22 protein-coding genes are annotated in these 24088 nt (G+C 35.9%); 13 read left to right on the forward strand and 9 right to left on the reverse strand.

What is annotated here, in order from left to right; translation table 11 throughout:
• Positions 1 to 41: 41 nt before the first annotated feature.
• The 7 genes from HX004_RS11220 (at position 42) to dnaB (ending at position 8093) form a co-directional block, all read left to right on the forward strand.
• Positions 42 to 1181, forward strand: coding sequence for an ABC transporter substrate-binding protein (locus HX004_RS11220; RefSeq protein WP_286442597.1), 1140 nt, complete (start codon positions 42 to 44; stop codon positions 1179 to 1181).
• On the forward strand, positions 1182 to 2195 hold the full coding sequence (locus HX004_RS11225; protein ID WP_286442598.1) for a FecCD family ABC transporter permease: 1014 nt from the start codon (positions 1182 to 1184) through the stop codon (positions 2193 to 2195).
• Between the two features lie 74 nt (positions 2196 to 2269).
• Positions 2270 to 3400, forward strand: a complete 1131-nt coding sequence (tgt, locus tag HX004_RS11230) for a tRNA guanosine(34) transglycosylase Tgt (protein ID WP_286442600.1) — start codon at positions 2270 to 2272, stop codon at positions 3398 to 3400.
• A 37-nt stretch (positions 3401 to 3437) separates the two neighbouring features.
• A complete protein-coding gene (locus HX004_RS11235; RefSeq protein ID WP_286442601.1) occupies positions 3438 to 4511 on the forward strand; it encodes an LptF/LptG family permease in 1074 nt (357 codons plus the stop codon).
• Complete coding sequence (locus HX004_RS11240; RefSeq protein ID WP_286442602.1) at positions 4498 to 5391, forward strand: DMT family transporter; 894 nt, start codon at positions 4498 to 4500, stop codon at positions 5389 to 5391. The genes HX004_RS11235 and HX004_RS11240 overlap by 14 nt, the downstream gene beginning before the upstream one ends.
• 64 nt (positions 5392 to 5455) lie before the next feature.
• Complete coding sequence (locus HX004_RS11245; RefSeq protein WP_286442603.1) at positions 5456 to 6409, forward strand: acetyl-CoA carboxylase carboxyltransferase subunit alpha; 954 nt, start codon at positions 5456 to 5458, stop codon at positions 6407 to 6409.
• Positions 6410 to 6554: 145 nt separating this feature from the next.
• The gene (dnaB, locus tag HX004_RS11250) at positions 6555 to 8093 is read left to right on the forward strand and encodes a replicative DNA helicase (RefSeq protein WP_286442604.1); all 1539 of its coding nucleotides are present in this window, start codon (positions 6555 to 6557) and stop codon (positions 8091 to 8093) included.
• A 453-nt stretch (positions 8094 to 8546) separates the two neighbouring features.
• Here dnaB and HX004_RS11255 read toward each other — a convergent pair whose 3' ends face one another.
• The 7 genes from HX004_RS11255 to rsfS form a co-directional block, all read right to left on the reverse strand.
• Entirely contained in the window at positions 8547 to 9311 is a 765-nt protein-coding gene (locus HX004_RS11255; protein ID WP_286442605.1) for a superoxide dismutase, read from the reverse strand.
• Positions 9308 to 9577: an acyl-CoA-binding protein gene (locus tag HX004_RS11260; protein WP_286442606.1), complete on the reverse strand. Its 270-nt coding sequence runs from the start codon at positions 9575 to 9577 to the stop codon at positions 9308 to 9310. Before HX004_RS11260 ends, HX004_RS11255 begins: the two co-directional genes overlap by 4 nt.
• Positions 9577 to 10230, reverse strand: a complete 654-nt coding sequence (locus HX004_RS11265; protein WP_002990209.1) for a phosphatidylserine decarboxylase family protein — start codon at positions 10228 to 10230, stop codon at positions 9577 to 9579. Before HX004_RS11265 ends, HX004_RS11260 begins: the two co-directional genes overlap by 1 nt.
• 3 nt (positions 10231 to 10233) lie before the next feature.
• Positions 10234 to 11022, reverse strand: coding sequence for a phosphatidate cytidylyltransferase (locus HX004_RS11270; RefSeq protein ID WP_286442607.1), 789 nt, complete (start codon positions 11020 to 11022; stop codon positions 10234 to 10236).
• 3 nt (positions 11023 to 11025) lie between these two features.
• Positions 11026 to 11598 (reverse strand): LUD domain-containing protein, encoded by a 573-nt coding sequence (locus HX004_RS11275; RefSeq protein ID WP_286442608.1) that lies wholly within the window; start codon positions 11596 to 11598, stop codon positions 11026 to 11028.
• Positions 11599 to 11742: 144 nt separating this feature from the next.
• Positions 11743 to 13707, reverse strand: coding sequence for an ATP-dependent zinc metalloprotease FtsH (ftsH, locus tag HX004_RS11280; RefSeq protein WP_286442609.1), 1965 nt, complete (start codon positions 13705 to 13707; stop codon positions 11743 to 11745).
• Between the two features lie 19 nt (positions 13708 to 13726).
• Positions 13727 to 14098 carry a ribosome silencing factor gene (rsfS, locus tag HX004_RS11285; protein ID WP_002990216.1) on the reverse strand — a complete coding sequence of 124 codons (372 nt, stop codon included), beginning with the start codon at positions 14096 to 14098 and terminating at the stop codon, positions 13727 to 13729.
• Between the two features lie 102 nt (positions 14099 to 14200).
• Between rsfS and HX004_RS11290 the strand changes: the two genes are divergently transcribed.
• Positions 14201 to 14932, forward strand: a complete 732-nt coding sequence (locus tag HX004_RS11290) for a biotin--[acetyl-CoA-carboxylase] ligase (RefSeq protein WP_286442610.1) — start codon at positions 14201 to 14203, stop codon at positions 14930 to 14932.
• Between the two features lie 37 nt (positions 14933 to 14969).
• Here HX004_RS11290 and msrB read toward each other — a convergent pair whose 3' ends face one another.
• Both msrB and HX004_RS11300 read right to left on the reverse strand, forming a co-directional pair.
• The gene (msrB, locus tag HX004_RS11295) at positions 14970 to 15362 is read right to left on the reverse strand and encodes a peptide-methionine (R)-S-oxide reductase MsrB (protein WP_286442611.1); all 393 of its coding nucleotides are present in this window, start codon (positions 15360 to 15362) and stop codon (positions 14970 to 14972) included.
• A gap of 27 nt (positions 15363 to 15389) precedes the next feature.
• A complete protein-coding gene (locus tag HX004_RS11300) occupies positions 15390 to 16262 on the reverse strand; it encodes an alpha/beta fold hydrolase (RefSeq protein WP_286442612.1) in 873 nt (290 codons plus the stop codon).
• 807 nt (positions 16263 to 17069) lie between these two features.
• Here HX004_RS11300 and HX004_RS11305 point away from each other — a divergent pair.
• The 5 genes from HX004_RS11305 to lon all read left to right on the forward strand — a co-directional run bounded on the left by HX004_RS11305 (position 17070) and on the right by lon (position 24002).
• Complete coding sequence (locus HX004_RS11305; RefSeq protein ID WP_286442613.1) at positions 17070 to 17429, forward strand: four helix bundle protein; 360 nt, start codon at positions 17070 to 17072, stop codon at positions 17427 to 17429.
• 632 nt (positions 17430 to 18061) lie between these two features.
• Positions 18062 to 18871 carry a M48 family metalloprotease gene (locus tag HX004_RS11310; protein ID WP_286442614.1) on the forward strand — a complete coding sequence of 270 codons (810 nt, stop codon included), beginning with the start codon at positions 18062 to 18064 and terminating at the stop codon, positions 18869 to 18871.
• A 70-nt stretch (positions 18872 to 18941) separates the two neighbouring features.
• Complete coding sequence (locus HX004_RS11315) at positions 18942 to 20243, forward strand: MFS transporter (protein ID WP_286442615.1); 1302 nt, start codon at positions 18942 to 18944, stop codon at positions 20241 to 20243.
• 92 nt (positions 20244 to 20335) lie between these two features.
• The gene (locus HX004_RS11320) at positions 20336 to 21343 is read left to right on the forward strand and encodes a hypothetical protein (protein ID WP_286442616.1); all 1008 of its coding nucleotides are present in this window, start codon (positions 20336 to 20338) and stop codon (positions 21341 to 21343) included.
• A 187-nt stretch (positions 21344 to 21530) separates the two neighbouring features.
• Positions 21531 to 24002 (forward strand): endopeptidase La, encoded by a 2472-nt coding sequence (lon, locus tag HX004_RS11325; RefSeq protein WP_286442617.1) that lies wholly within the window; start codon positions 21531 to 21533, stop codon positions 24000 to 24002.
• The last annotated feature ends 86 nt before the right edge of the window (positions 24003 to 24088 follow it).

A 24088-nucleotide genomic window follows, 5' to 3' on the forward strand; every position in this document is an offset into this window, starting at 1 on the left:
AAAGAAATAAGCTTATTTTTGTATCGTAAACACAAGTGGATATGAATAAAATAGCTTTTTATCTTTTGAGTTGCATGGGGATACTTTTGTTTGTAGGGTGTAAGGATAAAACAACCTTGCAAACAGAACAACACTTTCAGCAGTCTCTGATAACCTACGCCAAAGGTTTTACCTTAATAGCTTATGACGACATATATGTTGTACAAATTACTCAACCTTGGGCTTCAGCGAAAGAAAAATTTACCTATGTGTTGAAAAAGGAAGAAGCGAAAGTGCCAGATTCTCTAAAACAATATACCCAAATTCAAATTCCCATCCAAACGATTGCTTGTACGTCAACAACGCATATTCCCGCCTTAGATCTTTTAGGGGAAGTTCCCGCTCTTATTGGTTTTGCTGGATTAGATTATATTTCAACAGCAAGTGTTCGAGAGCAAATTAAAGCGGGAAAAATCAAGGAATTGGGACAAAATGAAGCGCTAAATATTGAGGTAATCGTCGATGCGAAACCAAATGTATTGATGGCTTTTGCTATGGATAATAGCAATAAAACACTACAAACAATTGAACAAGCGGAGATTCCCGTATTGTATAATGGAGATTGGACAGAGCAAAATCCGTTGGGAAAAGCGGAATGGATCAAGCTCTTTGGCGTATTATTCGATAAAGAAAAAGAGGCGAATCATTTTTTTGAACAACTCGTGGAGGATTATAGAACAGCTCAACAACTTGTTACTCAAATAAAAAATCAACCAACCATAGTAAGTGGTGCGATGTATTCGGATGTTTGGTATTTACCAGAAGGAAATAGTTGGGCGGCCATGTATTTTAAAGACGCAAAAGCCAATTATTTGTGGAATGATACTCCAGGAGTTGGGAGTTTAGCCCTATCTTTTGAACAAGTATTAGAGAAAGGGCAGCAAGCTGATTTTTGGATTAACCCAGGGCATTATGAATCCTTAAATGATTTGGCAGCAGCTAATCCGCATTATAAAGAATTTGAAGCTTTTAAAAATAAAAAGATATATTCATTTGCACCAACCAAAGGAGAAACAGGAGGGACTCTTTTCTATGAATGGGGACCTTTGCGACCTGATCTTGTTCTAAAGGATCTTATTCAAATATTACATCCCGAAGTGTTGCCCAATTATCAACCGCATTTTTATCGACAATTACAGTAAATGAAAATAAAAAAAGCAAATTGGGGATTGGGAATCGCACTCGTTGCATTTGTATTTATACTCAATCTTTCTTGGGGAAGTGTACACATTCCTTTTAAGGAGGTGATTCGCATTCTCACAGGGCAAGAAGGAACTAAAGCATCATGGGACTATATTGTATTGCATTATCGCTTACCCAAAGCCATTGTGGCGATGCTGGTGGGTATAGCGCTATCTCTTAGTGGCTTATTGATGCAAACGCTGTTTCGAAATCCCATGGCAGAATCCTATGTATTGGGAATTAGTGCAGGAGCCGGACTAGGTGTAGCCCTTGTTTTGATGGGGGGAGCATTATTACCTACTTTTCTTACTCCTTATTTGACGTCAAATTATGCGTTATTGGTTACTTCTGTTTTAGGAAGTTTACTTTTGTTACTCCTGATTTTAAGCGTTTCTTATCGCGTGAAGAATGCCATCACCGTTTTAATCGTCGGCTTAATGTTTGGTAGTTTTGCCAATGCTATTATTGCTATTCTTACCTATTTTAGCGAAGCAGATCAATTGAAAAAATACGTAGTTTGGATGTCGGGAAGTTTGGGTAACCTAACCAAAGAAATGATTGTACTTTTCTTGATTGTCGTTAGTCTAGGTGTCGTTTTAGCTCTATTTTTAATTCGCAGATTAGACGCGTTGTTGTTGGGGGATGCCTACGCAGCTTCTTTGGGAATTAACGTCAAGCAAACGAGAAATTTAATTATTATAACAACCAGCTTGTTGGCGGGAGGAGCAACGGCATTTGTTGGACCTATTGCTTTTGTTGGACTCGCTGTTCCACATATGGCGCGTTTGCTGTGGAAAACAAATACACATCGCCCTTTGATTGGCGCCTGTATCTGGATGGGGAGTCTAGTGCTTTTGGTTTGTGATATGCTGACCCAAATTCAAGACCAAGTGATGTTGCCTATTAATGCTATTACTGCTATTTTTGGAGCTCCCATTGTAATCGTGTTGTTATTTAAATACCGAATTTTTTAGAAAATAGAAAAAAAAAGTAAAACTAGGTTGGATGACTAGTTTTAAATTATCTTTGCAAGCTGTAAATAGACAATATGAAGTTCGAATTATTACATACTGATGTTCAGTCACGTGCGCGTGCTGGAAAAATTACTACGGATCACGGTGTAATTGAAACACCTATTTTCATGCCTGTTGGAACAGTGGCAACCGTAAAAGGAGTGCACCAACGTGAGCTAAAGGAAGAAATTAATCCTGATATTATTCTAGGAAATACCTACCATTTATATCTACGACCAAAAGTAGAAATCTTAAAACAAGCGGGTGGTTTGCACAAATTCATGAACTGGGACCGCAATATTTTAACGGATAGTGGAGGATTTCAAGTGTATTCTCTTTCTGCAAATAGAAAGATTAAAGAAGAAGGGGTAAAATTCAAATCTCATATTGATGGGTCGTATCACTTTTTCTCTCCTGAGAATGTGATGGAAATTCAACGTGCTATTGGAGCAGATATCATTATGGCTTTTGATGAGTGTACGCCTTACCCTTGTGATTATCGCTATGCAAAGCGTTCGATGCATATGACACACCGTTGGTTAGACCGTTGTGTGACTCACTTTAATAAAACACCCGAATTATACGGATATTCTCAAGCTTTATTCCCAATCGTTCAAGGAAGTACGTATAAAGATTTACGTCAACAATCCGCAGAATACATCGCTAATGTTGGTGCGGAAGGAAATGCGATTGGCGGTTTGTCTGTGGGAGAACCAGCAGAAGAAATGTACGCGATGACAGATGTGGTAACTTCTATTTTACCTGAAGATAAACCAAGATATTTGATGGGGGTAGGTACGCCAATTAATATTTTAGAAAATATCGCCCTTGGTATTGATATGTTTGACTGTGTAATGCCCACGCGTAATGCGAGAAATGGTATGTTATTCACAGCAGAAGGAATTATCAATATCAAAAATAAAAAATGGGAGAACGATTTCTCACCAATTGATGCCATGGGACATACGTGGGTGGATACGGAATATTCTAAAGCTTACTTACGTCACTTATTTGCTGCCAATGAATCACTTGGAAAACAAATTGCCTCTATTCACAATTTAGGTTTCTATATGTGGTTAGTGCGCGAAGCACGTCAGCAAATTTTAGCAGGAACATTCGCAACTTGGAAAAATAAAATGGTGAAACAATTGGGAGAAAGATTGTAAGAATCAACATACGTCAAATAGCAAAAGTAGTGTACAGATGAAAATTATAGACTGGTATATTTTAAAGCGATATTTAGCCACTTTTTTTGTGATGCTCTTGCTATTTGTACCTATTGGTATTGTGATAGACGTTTCTGAAAAGATTAATAAAATCCTGGAAAACAAGGTGCCTATCCAGGCAACAATCCTATATTATTTGGATTTTACGGTCTACTTTGCCAATATGTTATTCCCTATATTTCTGTTTATTTCTATTATTTGGTTTACCTCTAAATTAGCAAATAACACAGAAATTGTCGCTATTTTAAGTTCGGGAATTTCGTTTACTCGATTTTTACGTCCTTATCTAATCGGTGCTGCGCTTATCTCTTTGTTGGCGCTAGCGATGGCCATGTATATTGTGCCTAAAGCAAGTGCAGGGTATAACGATTATCGCTATAAATACCTAAAGAGAGATGAGGTGCGAGAAAGTCAGAATGTATTCAAACAAATCAATGCGAATGAATTTATCTTTGTGAGTAACTTCAACTACAGTACCAATACGGGATATAATTTTACTATTGAAGAATTCGATGGCAATAAATTAGTTTCGAAAGTGGAAGCAAAACGCATCGAGTGGAGTGCTGAAACGAAAATGTATACGCTGTATGATTATTTTAAACGAGAAGTTGGAGAATCAGGAGATGTGTTAGAGTTTGCCGACTCCAAAGAATTGCACTTGGAATTTGATATTGACGATTTGAGTCCGGTTGTGTATGCCGCTGAAACAATGACTTTAGGACAACTAAAGAAATTTATTGAAAAGGAACGCATGCGCGGATCTTCTAATATCAATGTGCACTTGGTGGTCTTGTACAAAAAATATAGTGTACCTGTATCGGCCTTTATTTTGACGATTATTGCCGTATCTGTTTCTTCAATGAAACGAAGAGGAGGAATGGGAATTAACTTAGCTATCGGTATTGCGTTAGCTTTTATATATGTCTTCTTTGATAAGATTTTTAGTGTGTTAGCGGAAGCTTCTAGTATGTCACCTTTAGTGGCTGTATGGATCCCTAATGTCACATTCTCAATTTTAGCTATATTTTTATTACGAAATGCTCGCAGATAACGTAAAGAGTAATCTATTATTACACCTCATTGTATTTGTTTGGGGGTTTACAGCTATTCTAGGTAATTTAATTACCCTAGAGGCGCTACCTTTGGTTTGGTATAGAATTGTGATTGCAGTGATTACCTTAGTCTTGTTATTCGCTTTTAAACGACAAACAGTAAAGGATAGTAAAAGCAATATTGCTCGCTTTTTAGCCGCAGGAATTGTCATTGCCTTGCATTGGCTGACCTTTTTCTGGGCAATCAAAGTTTCCAACGTATCAGTAACCTTAGCCTGTTTGTCTACAGGTGCTTTTTTTACTTCGATTCTAGAACCTATTTTCTATAAACGCAAGATTATCGCCTATGAAGTGTTCTTCGGTTTTATCGTTGTTTGTGCTTTAGGCTTGATTTTTAGCGTAAGTACGGAATATGTGGAAGGAATTTTATTAGCCTTAAGTGCCGCTTGTTTGTCTGCCGTTTTTTCAATTATCAATGGCAAATTCGCACAGCATTCTTCCGCTTCTATTATTACCTTTTACGAAATGATAGGCGGATTGCTGATCCTTTCTATCTATCTTTTGTTTAGCGGAGGATTTACTGCTGAATTCTTTACCGTTACTACTACAGATTGGCTGTGGTTGTTAGTATTAGGTACGTTTTGTACGGCTTTCGCTTTTATCGGATCTGTCTATGTGATGAAGTATATTACGCCTTTTACCGTGATGCTAACCATTAATTTAGAACCCGTATATGGGATTCTACTCGCCATTCTTATTTTTAAAGACAGTGAAAAAATGAGCCCCGAATTTTACGTCGGTGCCTTGTTAATATTAAGTACAGTAGTGCTAAATGCTATTGTTAAAAACAGGAAAAAGATAAAAGTTGCCAAAATATAGTATGTCTATATAGAGGAAAATTTTATCTTTGTCATTAGTAATTGAAACTAAAATTTATTCATAAATGGAATATTTAGATTTTGAGCTTCCTATTAAAGAACTTGAGGAGCAGTTAAAAAAATGTACGTTAATCGGGGAAGAATCTGATGTAGATGTATCAACGACTTGCTCACAAATCGAGAAGAAATTAGAAGAGACAAAGAAAACAATATATAAGAATTTGACTCCTTGGCAACGCGTACAATTGTCAAGACATCCAAACAGACCTTATACCGTTGATTATATTAAAGCCCTTTGTGGAGATACATTTTTAGAATTATTTGGTGATAGAAATGTAAAAGACGACAAAGCAATGATTGGTGGTTTAGGTAAAATCGGAGATCAAAGTTTTATGTTCGTAGGTCAACAAAAAGGATTCAACACAAAGACGAGACAGTATAGAAACTTCGGGATGGCAAATCCTGAAGGATACAGAAAGGCTTTGCGTTTAATGCAAATGGCTGAGAAGTTTAATATTCCAATCGTAACGTTGATCGATACTCCGGGTGCATACCCAGGATTAGAAGCAGAGGAAAGAGGACAAGGAGAAGCGATTGCGCGTAATATTTATGAAATGTTCCGTATTAAAGTGCCTATCATCTGTATTATTATCGGTGAAGGAGCTTCAGGTGGTGCATTGGGAATTGGTGTAGGTGACCGTGTAACTATGTTGGAAAATACATGGTACTCTGTAATTTCACCAGAATCTTGTTCTTCTATTTTATGGAGAAGCTGGGAGTTCAAAGAACAAGCTGCTGATGCTTTAAAATTGACTTCTTATGATATGAAAAAGAATAAGTTAGTGGATGATATCATTGCAGAACCTCTTGGAGGTGCCCATTCTGATAGAGAAGCTACTTTCGAATCAGTGAGATCGTACATTGTGAAAACACATAAAGAATTAGCAAAAACTCCACTTGATAAGTTACTGAACCAACGCATGGAGAAGTACTTCGAAATGGGAGAATACAAAAGCTAATTAGCAAAATAAAAAATAAAAAATCCGAGTTTTTACTCGGATTTTTTATGCTTTAATATTTCTGGAATCAAATGAAAATAGTTTATTTTTATTGATTATAAATGGAATACAATATCAGTTCACAAAAAAGAGTTATTTTCGCACTATGGAAAAAGCAAAAGATATACGCACCTATGCCAACTCTTTTACTAAAGATGTAATTGCTTTAGAAAAAGGGAAGTTACCACCTCAAGTTACTGACTTTGAGGAGGCTGTTTTAGGTGCCATGATGATTGATAAAAAAGGGATTGACGAAGTAATTGATATTCTTCAACCAGATGCTTTTTATAAGGAAGGACACAAGTATATTTTTGAAGCGATTGATCAATTATTCGTTGGGAATCAACCGATTGATTTATTGACTGTATCGGCTCAACTGCGAAAAAACGCAAAACTTGATCTTGCAGGTGGTGATGCCTATTTGGTGAGTTTAACCCAAAAAATTAGTTCTTCAGCTCATATTGAATTTCACTCTCGTGTGATTCTTCAGAAGTTTATTCAACGCAGTTTGATTCGTATTTCCAATGAAATTATCGAAGATGCCTATGATGAGACAACAGATGTTTTTGATTTGTTGGATAAGGCGGAAGCAAAACTATACGAGGTTACCCAAGGCAACATTAAGAAGAGTTCTGAGACTGCACAAAGTTTAGTGGCTCAAGCGAAAAAGCGCATTGAAGAAATTAGTACCAAAGAAGGATTGAGTGGTTTACCTACGGGATTCCATAAATTGGATGAGCTAACATCTGGATGGCAACCGAGTGATTTGATTATTATTGCTGCACGTCCCGGGATGGGAAAAACAGCATTTGTATTATCTATGGCTCGTAACATTGCCATTGAGGCAGGAGCAGGGGTAGCGTTTTTCTCTTTAGAGATGTCCTCAGTTCAGTTGATTACGCGTTTAATTTCATCGGAAACAGGTTTATCTTCAGAGAAATTGCGTACGGGAAAATTGGAAAAACACGAATGGGAACAGTTGAACGTAAAAGTAAAAGACTTAGAACGAGCACCTTTGTTTATTGATGACACGCCTTCCTTGTCTATTTTCGATTTACGTGCTAAAGCTAGACGTCTTGCTTCTCAATATGGAATTAAATTGATTGTTATCGACTATTTGCAGTTGATGACAGCAGGAGGAAGTCAAAAAGGAGGAGGAAACCGTGAGCAAGAGATTTCAACAATTTCTCGAAACTTGAAAGCATTAGCAAAAGAGTTAGATATTCCTGTGATTGCCTTATCGCAGTTATCGCGTGCAGTAGAAACAAGGGGTACGTCTAAACGCCCTTTATTATCGGATTTAAGGGAGTCTGGAGCGATTGAGCAGGATGCGGATATCGTATCGTTTATCTATCGTCCAGAGTACTATAAAATAGAAGAATGGGACGATGAGTTCCGTTCCCCTACGGCCGGTCAGGCCGAGTTCATTGTGGCAAAACACAGAAATGGTGGATTAGACAATATCCGATTGAAGTTCTTAGGTATGTACGGTAAGTTTGACAACTTAGATGAAGACGCCCGTATCGAAGGTTTTGCTGGAGGAGATGGAGTATATTCTTCAGCTATCAACGAAGGAGGAGCCAATATGACACAGCATTTACCACCTGCACGAGATGTATTTAACGATGATGATGTACCGTTTTAGTTATCAGTTAACGGTTATCAGTTATCAGAAGATATTCAATAGTAAGAAAACCATTCCTTTATAGGGGTGGTTTTTTTTTTTTTTGCTTTTTTGCTTTTTTGTTGATGGGTGAGGTGGTGAGATGGTGATGAATAACCCTTGTAGGGGCAAATGGCAATTTGCCAAGTAACTGGACAATTTTGATTAAGAGTAAATCAAAAAAGAAGGATATTATATACATACAAAAAGGCGAAAGATTTATCTTTCGCCTTTTTGTATGTATATTATTTTGTGCGTTATAAATTTCTATCGAATAGAAAAGCAAGGATAGAATTAAATCAGAGTATTTATTGATTACTCCTAACCTTTAGAGTTGCTTTTTTCGTTTTTTCGCACGTTGCTTTTTCGCCAGATTATCTATTAAAGAAGAATATATCAAAATCGAAAATTAACCGATAACAGTAATCTGATCACTCATAACTGATCACTCAATCTACGATTTGCAAATTCCCAATTCAAGTGAGGGAGTAAAGCTTTGATGTATTTTTCTTTATCATTTTTATAGGAAGGTAAATAAGCGTGTTCCCATAAATCAATCACTAAAAGTGGTTTTCCCAATCTTAATGTAATTGGATTAGCGTTGTTTTCTGTGGTGATCAATGTCAAGTTATTACGGTGATCTACCAACAACCACAACCATCCAGAACCTTCAAATTCAACAGCGATTCTCGTGATTTCAGCCTTTAGGTTGTTGTATGAGCCAAAGCTAGATGAAATCAAGGCCGATAAACCTGTATTTGGACTAGTTGTTGTGTTCTTATTAATCGACTGCCAAAAAAAATCGTGATTATAATAGGCTCCTGCAGCATTTGTTAATTCAGCTTGTGAAGGTGGAACTTTCGTCAAAATACCTACCAAACTATCTGTAACGTAAGGCGTACCATGCAGTGCAGTATTCAAGCGATTGGCATAATCCAAATGAATCACACCATAATGGAGCGCTAAATCTTCAGGTTTGAACAAGTTTTCAATCTCTTCATATTGAAAAGAGAGCGCATGCATTTCAAATGGTCCTTGTTTGGTTTTTACTTTTTCCTGACCAAGAACTGATTTCTTTTCTACGACAAAAGTTTCCCTTTTAGGGATTTCAACTTCAATGTGTTCGTTTTTCCTTCCACAAGATGACGTAATAACGACAAGCAAAAGAAATGCAAGGTTTAGCAACTTGATTTTTTTCATTCTGCGCTTAAAATAGATTGAGCAAGTTTGATATATTCCACTTTCGCTTGATCTGTAGATAGGTGACTGACCTGTGTCCAAGCATTGAATTTAAACGCTTTTTTCAAATCATGCGACATATGTTCAAAGTCTTGATGACTCAAACCATTAGTTGCTTGTTTGTAATAAGCGTAAATCCGCAGCATAACATCTGGAGCCAAATTTCTCGCTTCCTTGGAAATTCGGTTATAAGCTTCTAAGAAGTCTTTGTCTAGTTGCTCGTTCATTATTGTTTTTTTGCAATTACCGTTTTGTTTCCAATAGCTTTTTGGTTTAATACCACATCTACTTTTGTTCCAATCGGTAAATATAGGTCTACTCTAGATCCAAATTTAATAAAACCAGCATCAGTTCCTTGAATAGCTTGCATTCCGGGTTTAGCATAGTTGATAATACGCTTAGCTAATGCACCAGCGATTTGACGATACATTACTTCACCGAAAACCTTGTTTTCGATTACTACGGTTGTTCTTTCGTTTTCTTCACTCGCTTTAGGATGCCATGCTACTAAGTATTTTCCTGCGTGATATTGACTGTATTTAATCAATCCACTCAATCCATAACGCGTAACGTGAACATTGATAGGCGACATAAAGATTGAAACCATTAAACGGTTATCTTTGAAATACTCAGGCTCATAAACTTCTTCAATTACAACTACTTTTCCATCAACAGGAGCTACAATAACATGGTCGTTAGGTGTAATACTTCTATTGGGATTTCTAAAGAATTGCAATACTAAGATTAGCAGTGCTAGAATAATAGATGACAAGGTCATTCTTAACCAATCAATCGTTATAACATAATCTAAAACTACAATAAAGATTACAGCGACTACTAACGAGAAAAAAATAATTTTAGTTCCTTCTTTATGAAACATGACTTATAAAATTTGAAAAATGATATACAAAAATGGGGCGATAAATAAGATACTGTCTAAGCGATCTAAGATACCTCCGTGTCCTGGCATGATTTTGCCACTATCTTTAACACCTGCTTCTCTTTTGAAATGCGATTCAACTAAGTCGCCAAGCGTACCAAATAATCCTACAAAAATAGCACTTGCAATCCAAATATACACATTTAATGATGTAAAAAAGTGATTTAGTATAAGGGAAGCAATAATAGCGAATACAATTCCACCGAATAAACCTTCAATGGTTTTCTTTGGAGAAATGCGTTCAAATAGCTTGTTTTTACCGAATTTCTTTCCAACAATATAGGCAAATGTATCGTTGGTCCATACCAAGATTAAGATTCCGATGACAATTTGTGGTTGGTAACCTTCTGCCGTGTATGGAAGATGTAAAAACGCGAGAAATGTACCGATGATATACCCTAGAAAAATAATGATTTTTACAGGCAAGCTTCGATTGGGTTTACGCGTAGTGAAAAGTTCTGCTGTAATGGCCAACAAAATTAGAAAGGTAACAATGACTATGCTTTGGATGGGCAGTGCTACCCAATCTTGGAAAAGAGCTGCTACAGCGACTAAACTTACTCCTACGCAAAAATACTTGGATAGTTGAATGAGTTTAGCGAACTCATAAGCTGCTACGATCATAAAAAATCCAAATAGTATTTTGAAAGTTAGTGCATCATATAAAGTTGCACTTAAAAGCAGAACAATATAGATTACTCCAGATATTGTTCTTTTAACGGTTTCAGACATAATTTATAGATCTTCTAATAAAAGTAAATATAAGTTTTTGGGAGATCTGCCATAGCTTAAAAAATCTTGATTGGCAGAAGGCTTGAAACAATTGATTGCCGTAATATTTGTGGGCAATGCACTGCTGTATTTTCTTTTGATTTCGCGAAGTCCGTCGCTTTTTGTACGCGTAATTTGACTCGTTGCGGCAATGATAATCACATTGTCAGGAATTTCATGAGGTTTAAAATCTTTGAGTTGTTTGTCGCAAAATAGAATTGCGCCATCATCAGCGATTAAACTTTCACAAGAAGAAACAAAGAAAATAGGTTGTTTGGAATTGACGTAGTTGATGTTATTGTCTTTTAACAAGGCATGAAATTGCTTTTCATGCGTTAGGGCTTCTTTTTCAAACCAATCATTTTCCACTAATACATTGACAAAGGTTTCTTGTAATTCGGTTTGGGTATCACAATACAAGAATTTACCGCCGTTATTCTTAAAGTTAACAGTGAATAGGTCATCAACAGGCATAACAGTTTCTGGAAGATATTGGCTTCTTTGATCATCAGCCTCTTCGTTGCTTTGTTTTGACATAAATCCGCTAATTAACTTCTTTAGAAAGCTCATACGCTAAGTGTCGAAATGTATAAAATTTTATTATTTTCAAAGATAAAAAAAATCTTAACTTAAATGAGTCTTTAAGTTAAGATTTTTATATTGATTCTTTACAAGGCTGTATTAAGCGATTGTGTTTTCTGTATCCGTTTGAGGTTGAATCTCGTTTTCCTCTGTATTTGATTTGTCAAAAGGACGTTTACCAAAGATATTTTCTAAATCTTGTTGGAAAATTACCTCTTTCTCACAAAGTAAATCTGCTAATTGGATTAATTTGTCTTTGTGTTCAGTTAAGATAGCTTGAGCACGCTCATATTGTCCTTCAATTAGTTTCGAAATTTCTTCGTCAATTACTTTTGCTGTATCTTCCGAATAAGGTTTACTGAAGTTGTATTCACTTTGACCTGATGAATCATAGTACGTAATGTTTCCTAACTTTTCGTTTAAACCATAAATCGTCACCATAGCTCTTGCTTGTTTCGCTACTTTTTCAAGGTCACTTAAAGCACCAGTTGAGATTTTGTCAAAGACAATTTTCTCTGCTGCACGTCCACCCATTGTAGCACACATCTCATCTAACATTTGTTCAGTGCGTACAATTTGTCTTTCAGCTGGTAAATACCAAGCCGCACCCAAACTTTGTCCACGAGGAACGATGGTTACTTTTACAAGTGGAGCTGCGTGTTCACACATCCAACTTACTGTAGCATGACCTGCTTCGTGAATGGCAATTGCATATTTTTCCTCAACTGTAATGATTTTGTTTTTCTTCTCCAGACCACCGATGATTCGGTCTACTGCGTCTAAGAAGTCTTGCATATCTACTTCTTTCTTGTCTTTACGAGCTGCTGTTAAAGCCGCTTCGTTACAAACGTTTGCAATATCTGCTCCAGAGAATCCTGGTGTTTGTTTAGCTAAGAAATCAATATCTAAATTGTCGACTCTCTTGATGTTGCGTAGGTGAACATTGAAAATAGCTTCTCTTTCTTTTACATCCGGAAGATCAACGTAAATCTGTCTGTCAAAACGTCCTGCACGTAAAAGCGCTTTATCCAAAATCTCTGCGCGGTTGGTTGCTGCTAATACGATAACATTTGTATGAGAACCAAAACCATCCATTTCTGTTAGTAATTGGTTTAATGTATTTTCTCTTTCGTCATTAGATCCAGAGAAATTACTTTTTCCACGCGCTCTACCTACAGCATCAATCTCATCGATGAAAATGATAGCTGGTGATTTTTCTTTCGCTTGTTTGAACAAGTCACGTACACGTGAAGCACCAACTCCAACAAACATCTCAACAAAATCAGAACCTGATAAAGAAAAGAAAGGTACTTTTGCTTCACCTGCCACTGCTTTCGCTAACAATGTTTTACCTGTTCCTGGAGGTCCTACTAAAAGGGCTCCTTTTGGTATTTTTCCTCCAATAGAGGTGTATTTTTCAGGGTTCTTTAAGAACTCTACAATCTCTACGATCTCTTCTTTTGCTCCTTCTAATCCAGCAACATCACTGAACGTTACTTTGATGTCATTCTTCTCATCAAAAAGCTTGGCTTTTGATTTTCCGATGGAGAAAATCTGCCCGCCACCGCCAGCACCGCCACCACCAGTCATTCTTCTCATCATGAATAACCAGAATCCAATGATAATGATGATAGGAAGGAAACTAATAAAATAATCTCCCCAATTGCTTTCAGCTTCCGATTTGTATTCTACTAATTTGCCTTCTCCTGCAGCCTCGTCTAATTTCTTTTGGAAAATCTCAGAGTTACCGATTTCAGTTACAAATTGTGGACCTGTACTTTCTTTGCCTAGGATTGATTTTCGTTGTAATTCTTCAAAGTCTTTACTCTGTAAAGCATCTTTCGTCAAATATACCTTAGCAACAGAACGATTAAATTCTACTTTTTCAACTTTCCCCTCTTTTAGGTAGTCGAAAAATTTAGAAAGACTCAGCTGTTTGGAATCTCCAACGCCGCTGCCGTTCGATAAAAAGTTTATAACCAATACGATAACCACAATGCTCGCGTATAAAATCCACGGGCTAAATTTGGGTTTGTTTTGGTTTGGTTTTATGTTTCCCGCCATGAAGAATAAATTTTAAAGTTTAGTATTGGCTGTTGATATTCGTAATCTTTGCGTCTCCCCACAAGCTCTCTAAGTTGTAAAATTCGCGTATAGATTTTTGAAATACGTGTACTACAACATTGATGTAGTCCATTAAAATCCATTCTGCATTAATCTCACCTTCAACATGCCAAGGTTTGTCGTGTAATTCCTTTGATACAATTTTTTGAACGGAACCTGCAATCGCATTGACCTGCGTATTCGAATTCCCATCGCATATGATGAAATAATCACAAGGTGTGTTATCTATTTCTCTTAAATCTAAAATCGTCGTATTTTCCCCTTTTACAGCTTCAATTCCTTTGATAATATTAGCAATCAATTCGTCGTTGTTGATAGTTTTGTTTGTCATTTATTGATTTTATCTAAATTTCTTCAAGTTAACAAAAATATGTTTCCTAATTTTGGGTTCAAATATAGTGAATCGCTTCTGATTAGACTACAATAATTTTATATGAATATCATCAAACTCGATGCCATTGCGTCTACAAATACTTATTTAAGAGAGATGTTAACAACTTGTGATTTAGAAAACTTCACGACAATAGTCGCTGAAAATCAATTTGCAGGAAAGGGACAACGAGGGACAACTTGGTTGTCAGAAGCGGGTAGTAACTTGACCTTTAGTGTGTTGATGAAGAGTAAGCCGGAGGCAATTGCTAGTGTTTTTGATTTGAATGCTATGATTGCTTTATGCGTAGCAACCACTTTAAAAAAAATAACATATCTGCCATTTTTTATTAAATGGCCAAATGACATTTTGTCTGCAAATAAGAAAATTTGTGGCATATTGGTCGAAAACATCATCAGGGCCAATGGCGAAATTTTTTCGATTGTTGGCATTGGGGTGAATGTTAATCAGCGTCATTTTCCAGAAGGAAGTAACGGAAGCTCTTTGGCTTTATTAACTGGAGCGAAAAAAGACAAAGATGAACTACTCCAAGCCTTACTTGATGCATTAAAGGAAGGATATAACGCCTTGGAGGAAGGACAGGCTGATGAGCTTTGGAAAGCATATAAAGCGCTGTTATATCGAAGAGATGTCGTTTCATCTTTTGAAAAACCCAACGGGTATCGCTTCAACGCAATTATAAGAGATGTAACACCTTATGGTAAATTAGTGGTTGAAGTAGAAAATCAAAAACAAGAGGAATTTGCCTTAAAAGAGATTCGGTTACTGTATTAGTTCAAAATAAAGGAAACCTTTATTCTGAACTAGTATTTTATTTTTCGTGTGTAATGGAAATCGAATTGATGCAATAGCGATGTCCTGTCGTCTCTTGTGGGCCATCGGGAAATACATGACCTAAATGTCCATTACAGTTGGAACACACCACTTCAACACGCACCATACCGTGAGATAAATCTTTGATGTATGTTACACTTCCTTCAATGGCTTGATCAAAAGAAGGCCAGCCACAATGGGAGTTGAATTTCGTTTGTGCGTCAAATAAAAGTTGACCACAACCTGCACAATGGTAGTGTCCAGCTTCGTAGAAGTCATTGTAAATTCCTGTAAAAGGACGTTCTGTTCCTTTCTCTCTTAAAACGTAGAATTGTTCCTCTGACAGGATCTCTTTCCACTCTTGTTCTGTTGTATTTTTATCTTTTTTCATATGGGATATATTGAGCAGGGCTTGTCTTTATTCTTGGGTGAAATCTCGAATGCGTTCGATGACTTTCTTATCTCCTAAAATCTTGCGATGTCCGAGTCCACTCGTAACCATCAATTGACTGTTTACGGCATGCTTTTTAATTTGGTAAGCTGCTTTTATGGGAACGTCAACATCGTCCTCGTCGTGTATAATTAACAAGGGAATGTCGATTTGTTCTGCTGCTAAGTGCACGCAATAACTATCCATGGTGCGATTGAATTGTTTTTCAAAACGCATTTTTATAATTTCTGCAATTCGCGGTTTCAGTTGAAGTTGTTTAATAAAATCTTCAATGACATCTTGTACAACATCTCCACTGCCAATGATAATTGCCTTTTTAGCTTTGAGTCCATCGCGCAAAGCGTTCATCGTTGTCATTCCCCCAAGTGAATGTCCAACTACTAAATCAAACGGACCAAATTGCTTCTCAATTTCAAAAGCTGAAGCAATAAATTCCGTTAAATTTGTTTTAGTCTTCGGTGAAAAACCATGTCCTGGCGCATCAAAACTCACAATGTCATAGCCTTGGCGAATTAGAATATTGGCGATAGTTACCAATTGCGTACCTCGACCATTCCAGCCGTGAATCAACAAGGCTTTTTTATTCGCTTTTTTGTTGATGCCATATTCATACATTACAATGTCCTTTTTGATGGCATTGACGTATAATTTGCTGCGTTTGCTTTTGGCGAGCATTTCTTTTTCTCGCTTCGGTGTTTTGAATTTTATAGGAGTGATAAAGAGATTCTGTGCGAATTTAGCCGCTAAGGGAAGGGATAAAAATTGTAAAAATTTACCCGTCCAAATAATAGACTTAGGTACTTCTAATGAATGTTTTGCTTTTTTAGAATTGTCTTGCATGAGTTAAAAACATTTCAAACAAAAGTACAAAATATATTGGGAGGGTGTTTTTGTTTTTGCTTTTTTGCTTTTCTGTGTTTTTGTTTTTCTGTGTTTTTGTTTTTCTGTGTTTTTGTTTTTCTGTGTTTTTGTGTTTTTGTTTTTCTGTGTTTTTGCTTTTCTGTGTTTTTGTTTTTTCGTGCGGATATTCTTTCTCTATAATCTTCTTCTCGTTGAAAGGGGAACTATCTAATTAAGATTAGACTAAACAAAAAAGCAACTATCGAAAAAACAAAAAAGCATAAAGGCATTTTTGCTTTTCTGTGTTTTTGGTTTTTTGTAAAATGTCTTTATATATATAGAATCTCCTTCTTGTTGAAAGGAAAAACACTTAATCAAGACGAAACTAAACAAAAAAGCAAAGAACAAAAAAACGAAAAAGCTTTTTTGTGGGTTGTTTTTTCGTACGGATCCTCTTTGCTTGTAAATTTTCTTCTCGTTAGAAGGAAAAACATTTAATCAAGACGAAACTAAACAAAAAGGCAACCATCAAAAAAGCATAAAGGCATTTTTGCTTTTCTGTGTTTTTGCTTTTTTGTAAAATGTCTTTTTATATATAGAATCTCCTTCTCGTTAGAAGGAAAAACACTTAATCAAGACGAAACTAAACAAAAAAGCAAAGAACAAAAAAACGAAAAAGCTTTTTTGTGGGTTGTTTTTTCGTACGGATTCTCTTTGCTTGTAAATTTCCTTCTTGTTGAAAGAAAAACGCACTTTTGGAATAAGTTTTGTATGAATAACGATGTTTAATTTCAATATTATCTAGTTATGCATGTTTTTTATTTTGAAAAGCTTCTAGTGTGGCAAAATGCTAGAAATGTAACTAAGGATATTTATCTTGTCACAAGAAAATTTTCCGTTGATGAAAAGTTCGGTTTAGTGTCTCAACTGCGACGTGCTATCGCTAGTGTGGCTTCAAATGTTGCAGAAGGTATGTCTCGATCAACAAATAAAGATAGATTACGTATGATAAATATATCTTATTCTTCAGCTATAGAAGTGATTAATTTTTTAATTCTAAGTTTAGATTTAGGTTTTATAACGGAAGAGGAATATCGAGAACTCAGACAAAAAATCGAATTAATTACAAATCAATTACAAAGTTTAGGTAAGAAGCTGAAGGAGTAACTATCGTAAAGGTTTTTTTGTTTTTTTGTAGGTTGTATTTTCGTAAGATGGTTCTTTGTATGTACAATCACCTTTTTGTTGAAAGGGAAAACATTTAATCAAGACGAAACTAAACAAAAAATCAACTATCGAAAAAGCATAAAGGCATTTTTGCTTTTCTGTGTTTTTGTTTTTTCGTGCGGATCCTCTTTGCTTGTAGATTTCCTTCTCGTTAAAAGGAAAAACACTTACTCAAGACGAAACTAAACAAAAAATCAACCACCGAAAAAGCAAAAAAGCTTTTTTGTGAGTTGTTTTTTCGTGCGGATCCTCTTTGCTTGTAAATTTTCTTCTCGTTAGAAGGAAAAACACTTACTCAAGACGAAACTAAACAAAAAATCAACCACCGAAAAAGCAAAAAAGCAAAGAACAAAAAAGCAAAAAAAAAACAAAGAACAAAAGAGTAAAAAAACAAATCGAAACGAAGTGAAAATCGAAACGCAGTGAAGATTCATCGAACACCAAAACCAATATAAACTCTGTGAGATATATTCATCGAATACCAAAACAAAATATAAACCTAGTGAGATAAAAAAGCCCTTTCCTTTTGTTAAACATAAAGGAATAGTTTTATTTTTGAAGAAAAAAATAGGATGAGAAAACTAGTTTTAACTTTAGGTGTACTTCTTTTGCTAAGTGGTTGTAAGACAAATCCATTTAGTGGAAAAAGTACGATGGCGTTTGTATCGGATGCTTCTTTATTTCCGTCGTCTTTTCAACAGTACGGAGAGTTTTTAAAAGAGCACAAAGTAATTAAAGGAACAAAAGATGCGAAGCGCATAGAAGATATTGGAAATAAAATTCGAATTGCTGCTGAAAAATGGTTGACAGCAAATGGGTATCCGACTTATCTACAGGATTACCGTTGGGAGTACAATTTAGTAGATGATAAAGAAGTAAATGCTTGGTGTATGCCTGGAGGGAAAATTGTTTTCTTTACGGGGATTTTACCTATTTGTCAAACCGATGCTGGGATTGCTACAGTGATGGGACATGAGGTGTCACATGCTTTAGCAAATCACGGACAGCAACGCATGAGTGCGGCGATGTTGCAACAAGCCGCAGCGATGGGGTTAGATGCTGCTACAGCAAGTAGTAAAGAGTCGACCAAACAAGCGTTAGGAATGGCCTTTGGATTGGGAAGTCAATATGGAGTGATGTTGCCTTTTAGTAGAAGCAATGAAACTGAAGCGGATAAAATTGGATTAACGTTAATGGCGATTGCGGGATACAACCCCGATGAAGCGGTATCGTTTTGGAGTCGTATGGCAGCGAATAGCGGAGGAGGAGGGGGATCTTCTTTCTTGAGTACACACCCGTCTAATCAGGAGCGTATTGATAATTTGAAGAAATTGATTCCTGCAGCCAAAGCAGAAGCAGCGAAATTCGGTGTAACATTTTAAAATAAAATAGAAAAAGCGACCTACTCTAGGTGGCTTTTTCTATTTTAGTAGGCTATTTAGACGCTATAGTATGAAAAACTTCCAAAAGGGAAATCCCAAATTATTAAATGCATGGGCCTTTTATGATTGGGCAAACTCTGTTTATGCCTTAGTCATCTCTTCTTCTATTTTTCCTTTGTATTACGGCATGTTGTTCCGGGCAAGAGAAATAAATAGCTATTCTTTTTTCGGTATAGAAATGAATAGCGAAAGTATTATTAGTTATATTACAGCTTTGGGCTTTTTGTTGATTGCTATTATATCGCCTTTGCTCTCGGGAATTGCCGATTATTTGGGGACAAAAAAGTTTTTTATGAAGCTTTTTTGCGCAATTGGCTCCCTCTCTTGTATGTTACTCTACTTTTTTAGTCTGGACTATTTTGGGTGGAGTTTATTCATTTATATGATGGGATTGATTGGTTTTTGGGGAAGTTTAGTTTTTTATAACTCTTATTTGCCCGACATTGCTTTTGAAGAGCAACAAGATCGAATTAGTGCCAAAGGATACGCTCTTGGTTATATCGGAAGTGTTCTTTTGTTGGTTATCAATCTTGGATTGGTGATGAATGCAGAGAAATTGGGATTTGAAGATAGCACACAAGCCATGCGGATGTCTTTTATTTTAGTTGGAGTTTGGTGGATTGCCTTTAGTCAAATTACATTTAGACGATTGCCCGATTTTAAAAATGACAAAAAGCTCACGCGAGGGATTTTCTTTAAAGGATTTAAAGAATTAAAAAAAGTAATTGAACTTCTCAAGGAGCAAACAATACTAAAACGATACTTAGTAGCGTTCTTTGTATATAGTATGGCGGTACAAACCGTAATGATTATTGCGGCCTTTTTTGGCGAAAAAGAAATTGCGTGGGCCGATGATCAACAGCGAAGCATGGGGTTGATTGTCAGTATTATGCTTATTCAAATTATTGCAATCCTAGGTGCATTCACGACTTCTAGCTTGTCTAAACGCATCGGGAATATCCGAACGCTTTGTGTGTTGAATGTTCTTTGGGTCTTTATTTGTATTTATGCTTATACGATTGTTACCCCTAATGAATTTTATGTCGCTGCAGCTTTTGTAGGATTGGTTATGGGAGGAATTCAATCGCTATCGCGCTCTACTTATGCTAAGCTTTTGCCTCAAACAACAGATACAACCTCTTTTTTTAGTTTTTATGATGTTACAGAAAAAATAGGTATTGTGGTTGGAATGTTTATTTATGGGTTAATTAGCGATTTAACTGGGAAGATGCAAAATGCAATTTTGTTTTTAATTCTATTTTTTATCGTCGGTTTTTTCTTATTATTGCGCGTAAAAGACAAGAAGAATTAAAAAGAAGATTTTTTGTTAATTTATTTTTGTTAAAAAATATTTAAAATCTATTAAAATATATATATTTGAATCTGTAATAAGAATATTAAATTATGAAGAAAATTTATTCGATATTGTTTGGTGCAAGTTTGTTAGCCTTGTGTGGTGTTGGGGTTTCATCATGTAGTAGCTCTGATGATGATTTTATTGACCCAGATTTCAAAGTGCCAACCTATTTTACAGTTACACTTCCAGATACTACTTTTGTTAAAAAAGATGAATTTAAAGCTCGTCTTAATGAGAATGGAGAGTTTCATCTTTATATTGATGACTTGATGAATGGACAGATATTTGATATGAAAATTTTGAAATTTCAATTGGGAAATTTTCCAACGAATCTTAATACTATTGACTATTCATATAAAATTGAGGATACTTCGTTTGAGTTTTTTAATTCAACAGATTTAGCTAATCCTAAACGCAATAATGGAATTATAAAAATTACGAAAATCGATCGTAATGAGATGCTTGTAAGTGGAAACTTTAGTAGTTTATTATTGCCTTCTCCTGTAAACCAATACATGAAACAATCATTTACTATAACAGGAAAGTTTGAAAATATACCATATGAAAGAGTAGGAAAAGGAGCCTCTGGATTTGTTTATACTAATATTAATGGAGAGGATATTAGGGATATGGATGTATTTTCTAATTTTACTGGTGACGTTATTAATAACCAAATTGTAATTAATGCTAAAAGTAAATCCATGCGTAAGCGTGCAATTACAATTAGTTTTGATAAAAATCTTCCAATTGGTAGTTATGATTATGCAAAAGTAAAAGTACAGTATACTTCTGAGAATGGTGTAGTATATGTTTCAAATGAAAAAGACGCTGATTTAGTAGGAAGCTTCTTTAGAATTGATAAAATTGAAAATTGGTTTGCAACAAATTCAAAAACCTATTCAGGAAAATTTACCTTTAAACTAAAATCAAAAGAGGGAGATGTAATTACATTGAATTTTGGGGATTACAAAGCAAAATTATCAATGAAAGAGGTAATTATAAATCCAGATCCAGGGACTGACCCAGGAACGGATCCTGGTATTCCAGAACTATAATTTGATAAATAGATAAACTGACATAAGACCTTGCTTTATGCGAGGTTTTTTTATGGCATAAAGATTGAACTACTAAAGTAGTATAGAACTAATAAGTGGTTAAAAGGGTTGATAGCTAGTGGCTTGTGTTTTTTAGCTATACGCTTTACCTGATTGACTACTGACAAAATGACGTGATATTTATAATATGGCAAACCAAAAAATAATAACATTAGATAATTTGATGCTTGATGATTTCTTAGATGGTGATTCTGAATTTATTCCTTTGTTAAGTCAGGAAGATGAAGAAGAGATGAATAATGAAGAACTACCCGTTGAATTGCCAATTTTGCCTTTGCGTAATATGGTTTTATTTCCTGGTGTTGTGATTCCCATCACAGCAGGAAGAGACAAATCGATTAAGTTAATTGAAGCTGCAAATAAAAAAGGAAAGAGTATTGGAGTAGTTGCTCAATTAAATGAGGATACTGAAGACCCAAGCTTAAACGATATTCACCACCAAGGAACGGTAGCGCGAATTATTAAAGTCTTAAAATTGCCGGATGGAAACGTAACGGTAATTCTACAAGGAAAAAAGCGATTTGAAATCGAAGCATTGGTTTCTGAAACGCCTTATTTAACAGCAACTGTAAAAGAGTGTGATGAGATTCGTCCAACAGAAGAGGATCAAGAGTTCTTAGCTGTTGTCGATTCTATTAAAGAATTAGCTGTTGAGATTATCAAGGAAAATCCCAATATCCCTACAGAAGCTTCTTTTGCAGTTAAAAATATTGAGAGTAATTCTTTCTTGATCAATTTTGTATCGTCTAATCTGAATCTATCTGTAGACGACAAACAGCGTTTGTTGCGCATCAATGATTTAAAGGAACGCGCTTATGAAACTTTGCGTTTGATGAATGTTGAGTTTCAAAAGTTGCAACTGAAAAATACGATTCAAACCAAAGTGCGCATTGATTTAGATCAGCAACAAAAAGAGTATTTCTTACATCAACAAATGAAAACCATTCAAGAAGAATTAGGTGGGTTTTCAAATGAAGAGGAGTTTGAAGAAATGCGCAAAAAAGCCAAAGACAAGAAATGGTCGAAAGAGGTACGCGAGCGTTTTGATAAAGAGTTGATGAAATGGCAACGCATGAATCCTCAAGTAGCGGAATTTGGTATTCAACGCAATTATTTAGAGCTTTTATTGGAACTTCCGTGGAAGAAATATTCAGAAGATAAGTTTGATTTAAAGCGTTCTCAAAAGATTTTAGACAAAGATCACTACGGAATTGAAGATGTAAAGAAACGCGTATTAGAACATATGGCAGTTTTAAAACTGCGCAATGATTTAAAAGCTCCGATTTTGTGTTTATACGGACCTCCAGGGGTTGGTAAAACGTCGATTGGAAAATCGATTGCCAAAGCACTAGGACGTGAATATGTGCGTATTTCACTAGGAGGATTGCGCGATGAAGCGGAAATCAGAGGACATAGAAAAACCTATATTGGTGCGATGCCAGGGCGTATTATTCAAAGCTTGAAAAAAGCCGGAACTTCAAACCCTGTGTTCTTATTAGATGAAATTGACAAATTATCGGTGAGCAACAATGGAGACCCTTCTTCTGCTTTGTTAGAGGTATTGGATCCAGAACAAAATAGCGATTTCTACGATAACTTCTTAGAAATGGGATATGATTTGTCTAAAGTGATGTTTATTGCTACCTCTAATAGCTTGTCAACCATTCAACCCGCTTTGAGAGACCGTATGGAAATCATCGAAATGACGGGCTATACAATTGAGGAAAAAGTAGAAATCGGAAGACAACACTTATTGCCTAAACAGTTAGAAGAGCACGGGTTGACAGCAAAGGATTTAACTGTTGGTAAAAAGCAAATGGAGTTTATTGTTACCCATTATACGCGTGAGTCTGGAGTACGTGGATTGAACAAACAATTGGCTCATGTAGCCAGAGGAATTGCTAAAAGTATTGTCTTAGAAGAGAAATACAATCCAAAAGTAACAGAAGAAGATATCCGCAAAATCTTGGGAACCCCGCGATTTGAAGCAGATAAATACGAGAATAACGATGTTGCCGGTGTAGTAACTGGTTTAGCCTGGACGAGTGTAGGTGGAGATATTTTGTATATTGAATCCATCATCTCCAAAGGAAAAGGCGGATTGAGCATCACCGGAAACTTGGGAACAGTCATGAAAGAATCCGCTACGATTGCTTTAGAATACATCAAAGCACATGCCGATGAGTTTGGTATTGATTCGGATGTATTTGAGCAGTATAAGATTCACATTCACGTACCAGAAGGGGCAACACCAAAAGATGGACCAAGTGCGGGGATTACGATGTTGACTTCGATGGTTTCTTCCTTTACACAACGCAAAGTGAAAAAGAATTTAGCCATGACAGGTGAAATTACCTTAAGAGGAAAAGTATTGCCTGTAGGTGGAATTAAAGAGAAAATTCTCGCAGCTAAACGCGCCAATATCAAGGAAATTATCTTGTGTAAAGAAAATAGAAAAGATATTGAAGAAATCAAAGAAGACTATGTAAAAGGATTGACGTTCCACTATGTTGACCGTATGGAAGAGGTATTGGAAATCGCCTTGTTGAAAGAAAAAGTAAAAAATGCTAAGAATTTCAACACTGAAAAAGTAAAATAAGAGTAAACTGTAGTCGATAAAATAACAAAGGGTGTCCCAAAAGGACACCCTTTGCTCTTTGCTCTTTGTGAAGTTGTGAATTGGAA

It is taken from the genome of Myroides sp. 1354 (genome assembly GCF_030324495.1).
GTDB lineage: Bacteria > Bacteroidota > Bacteroidia > Flavobacteriales > Flavobacteriaceae > Flavobacterium.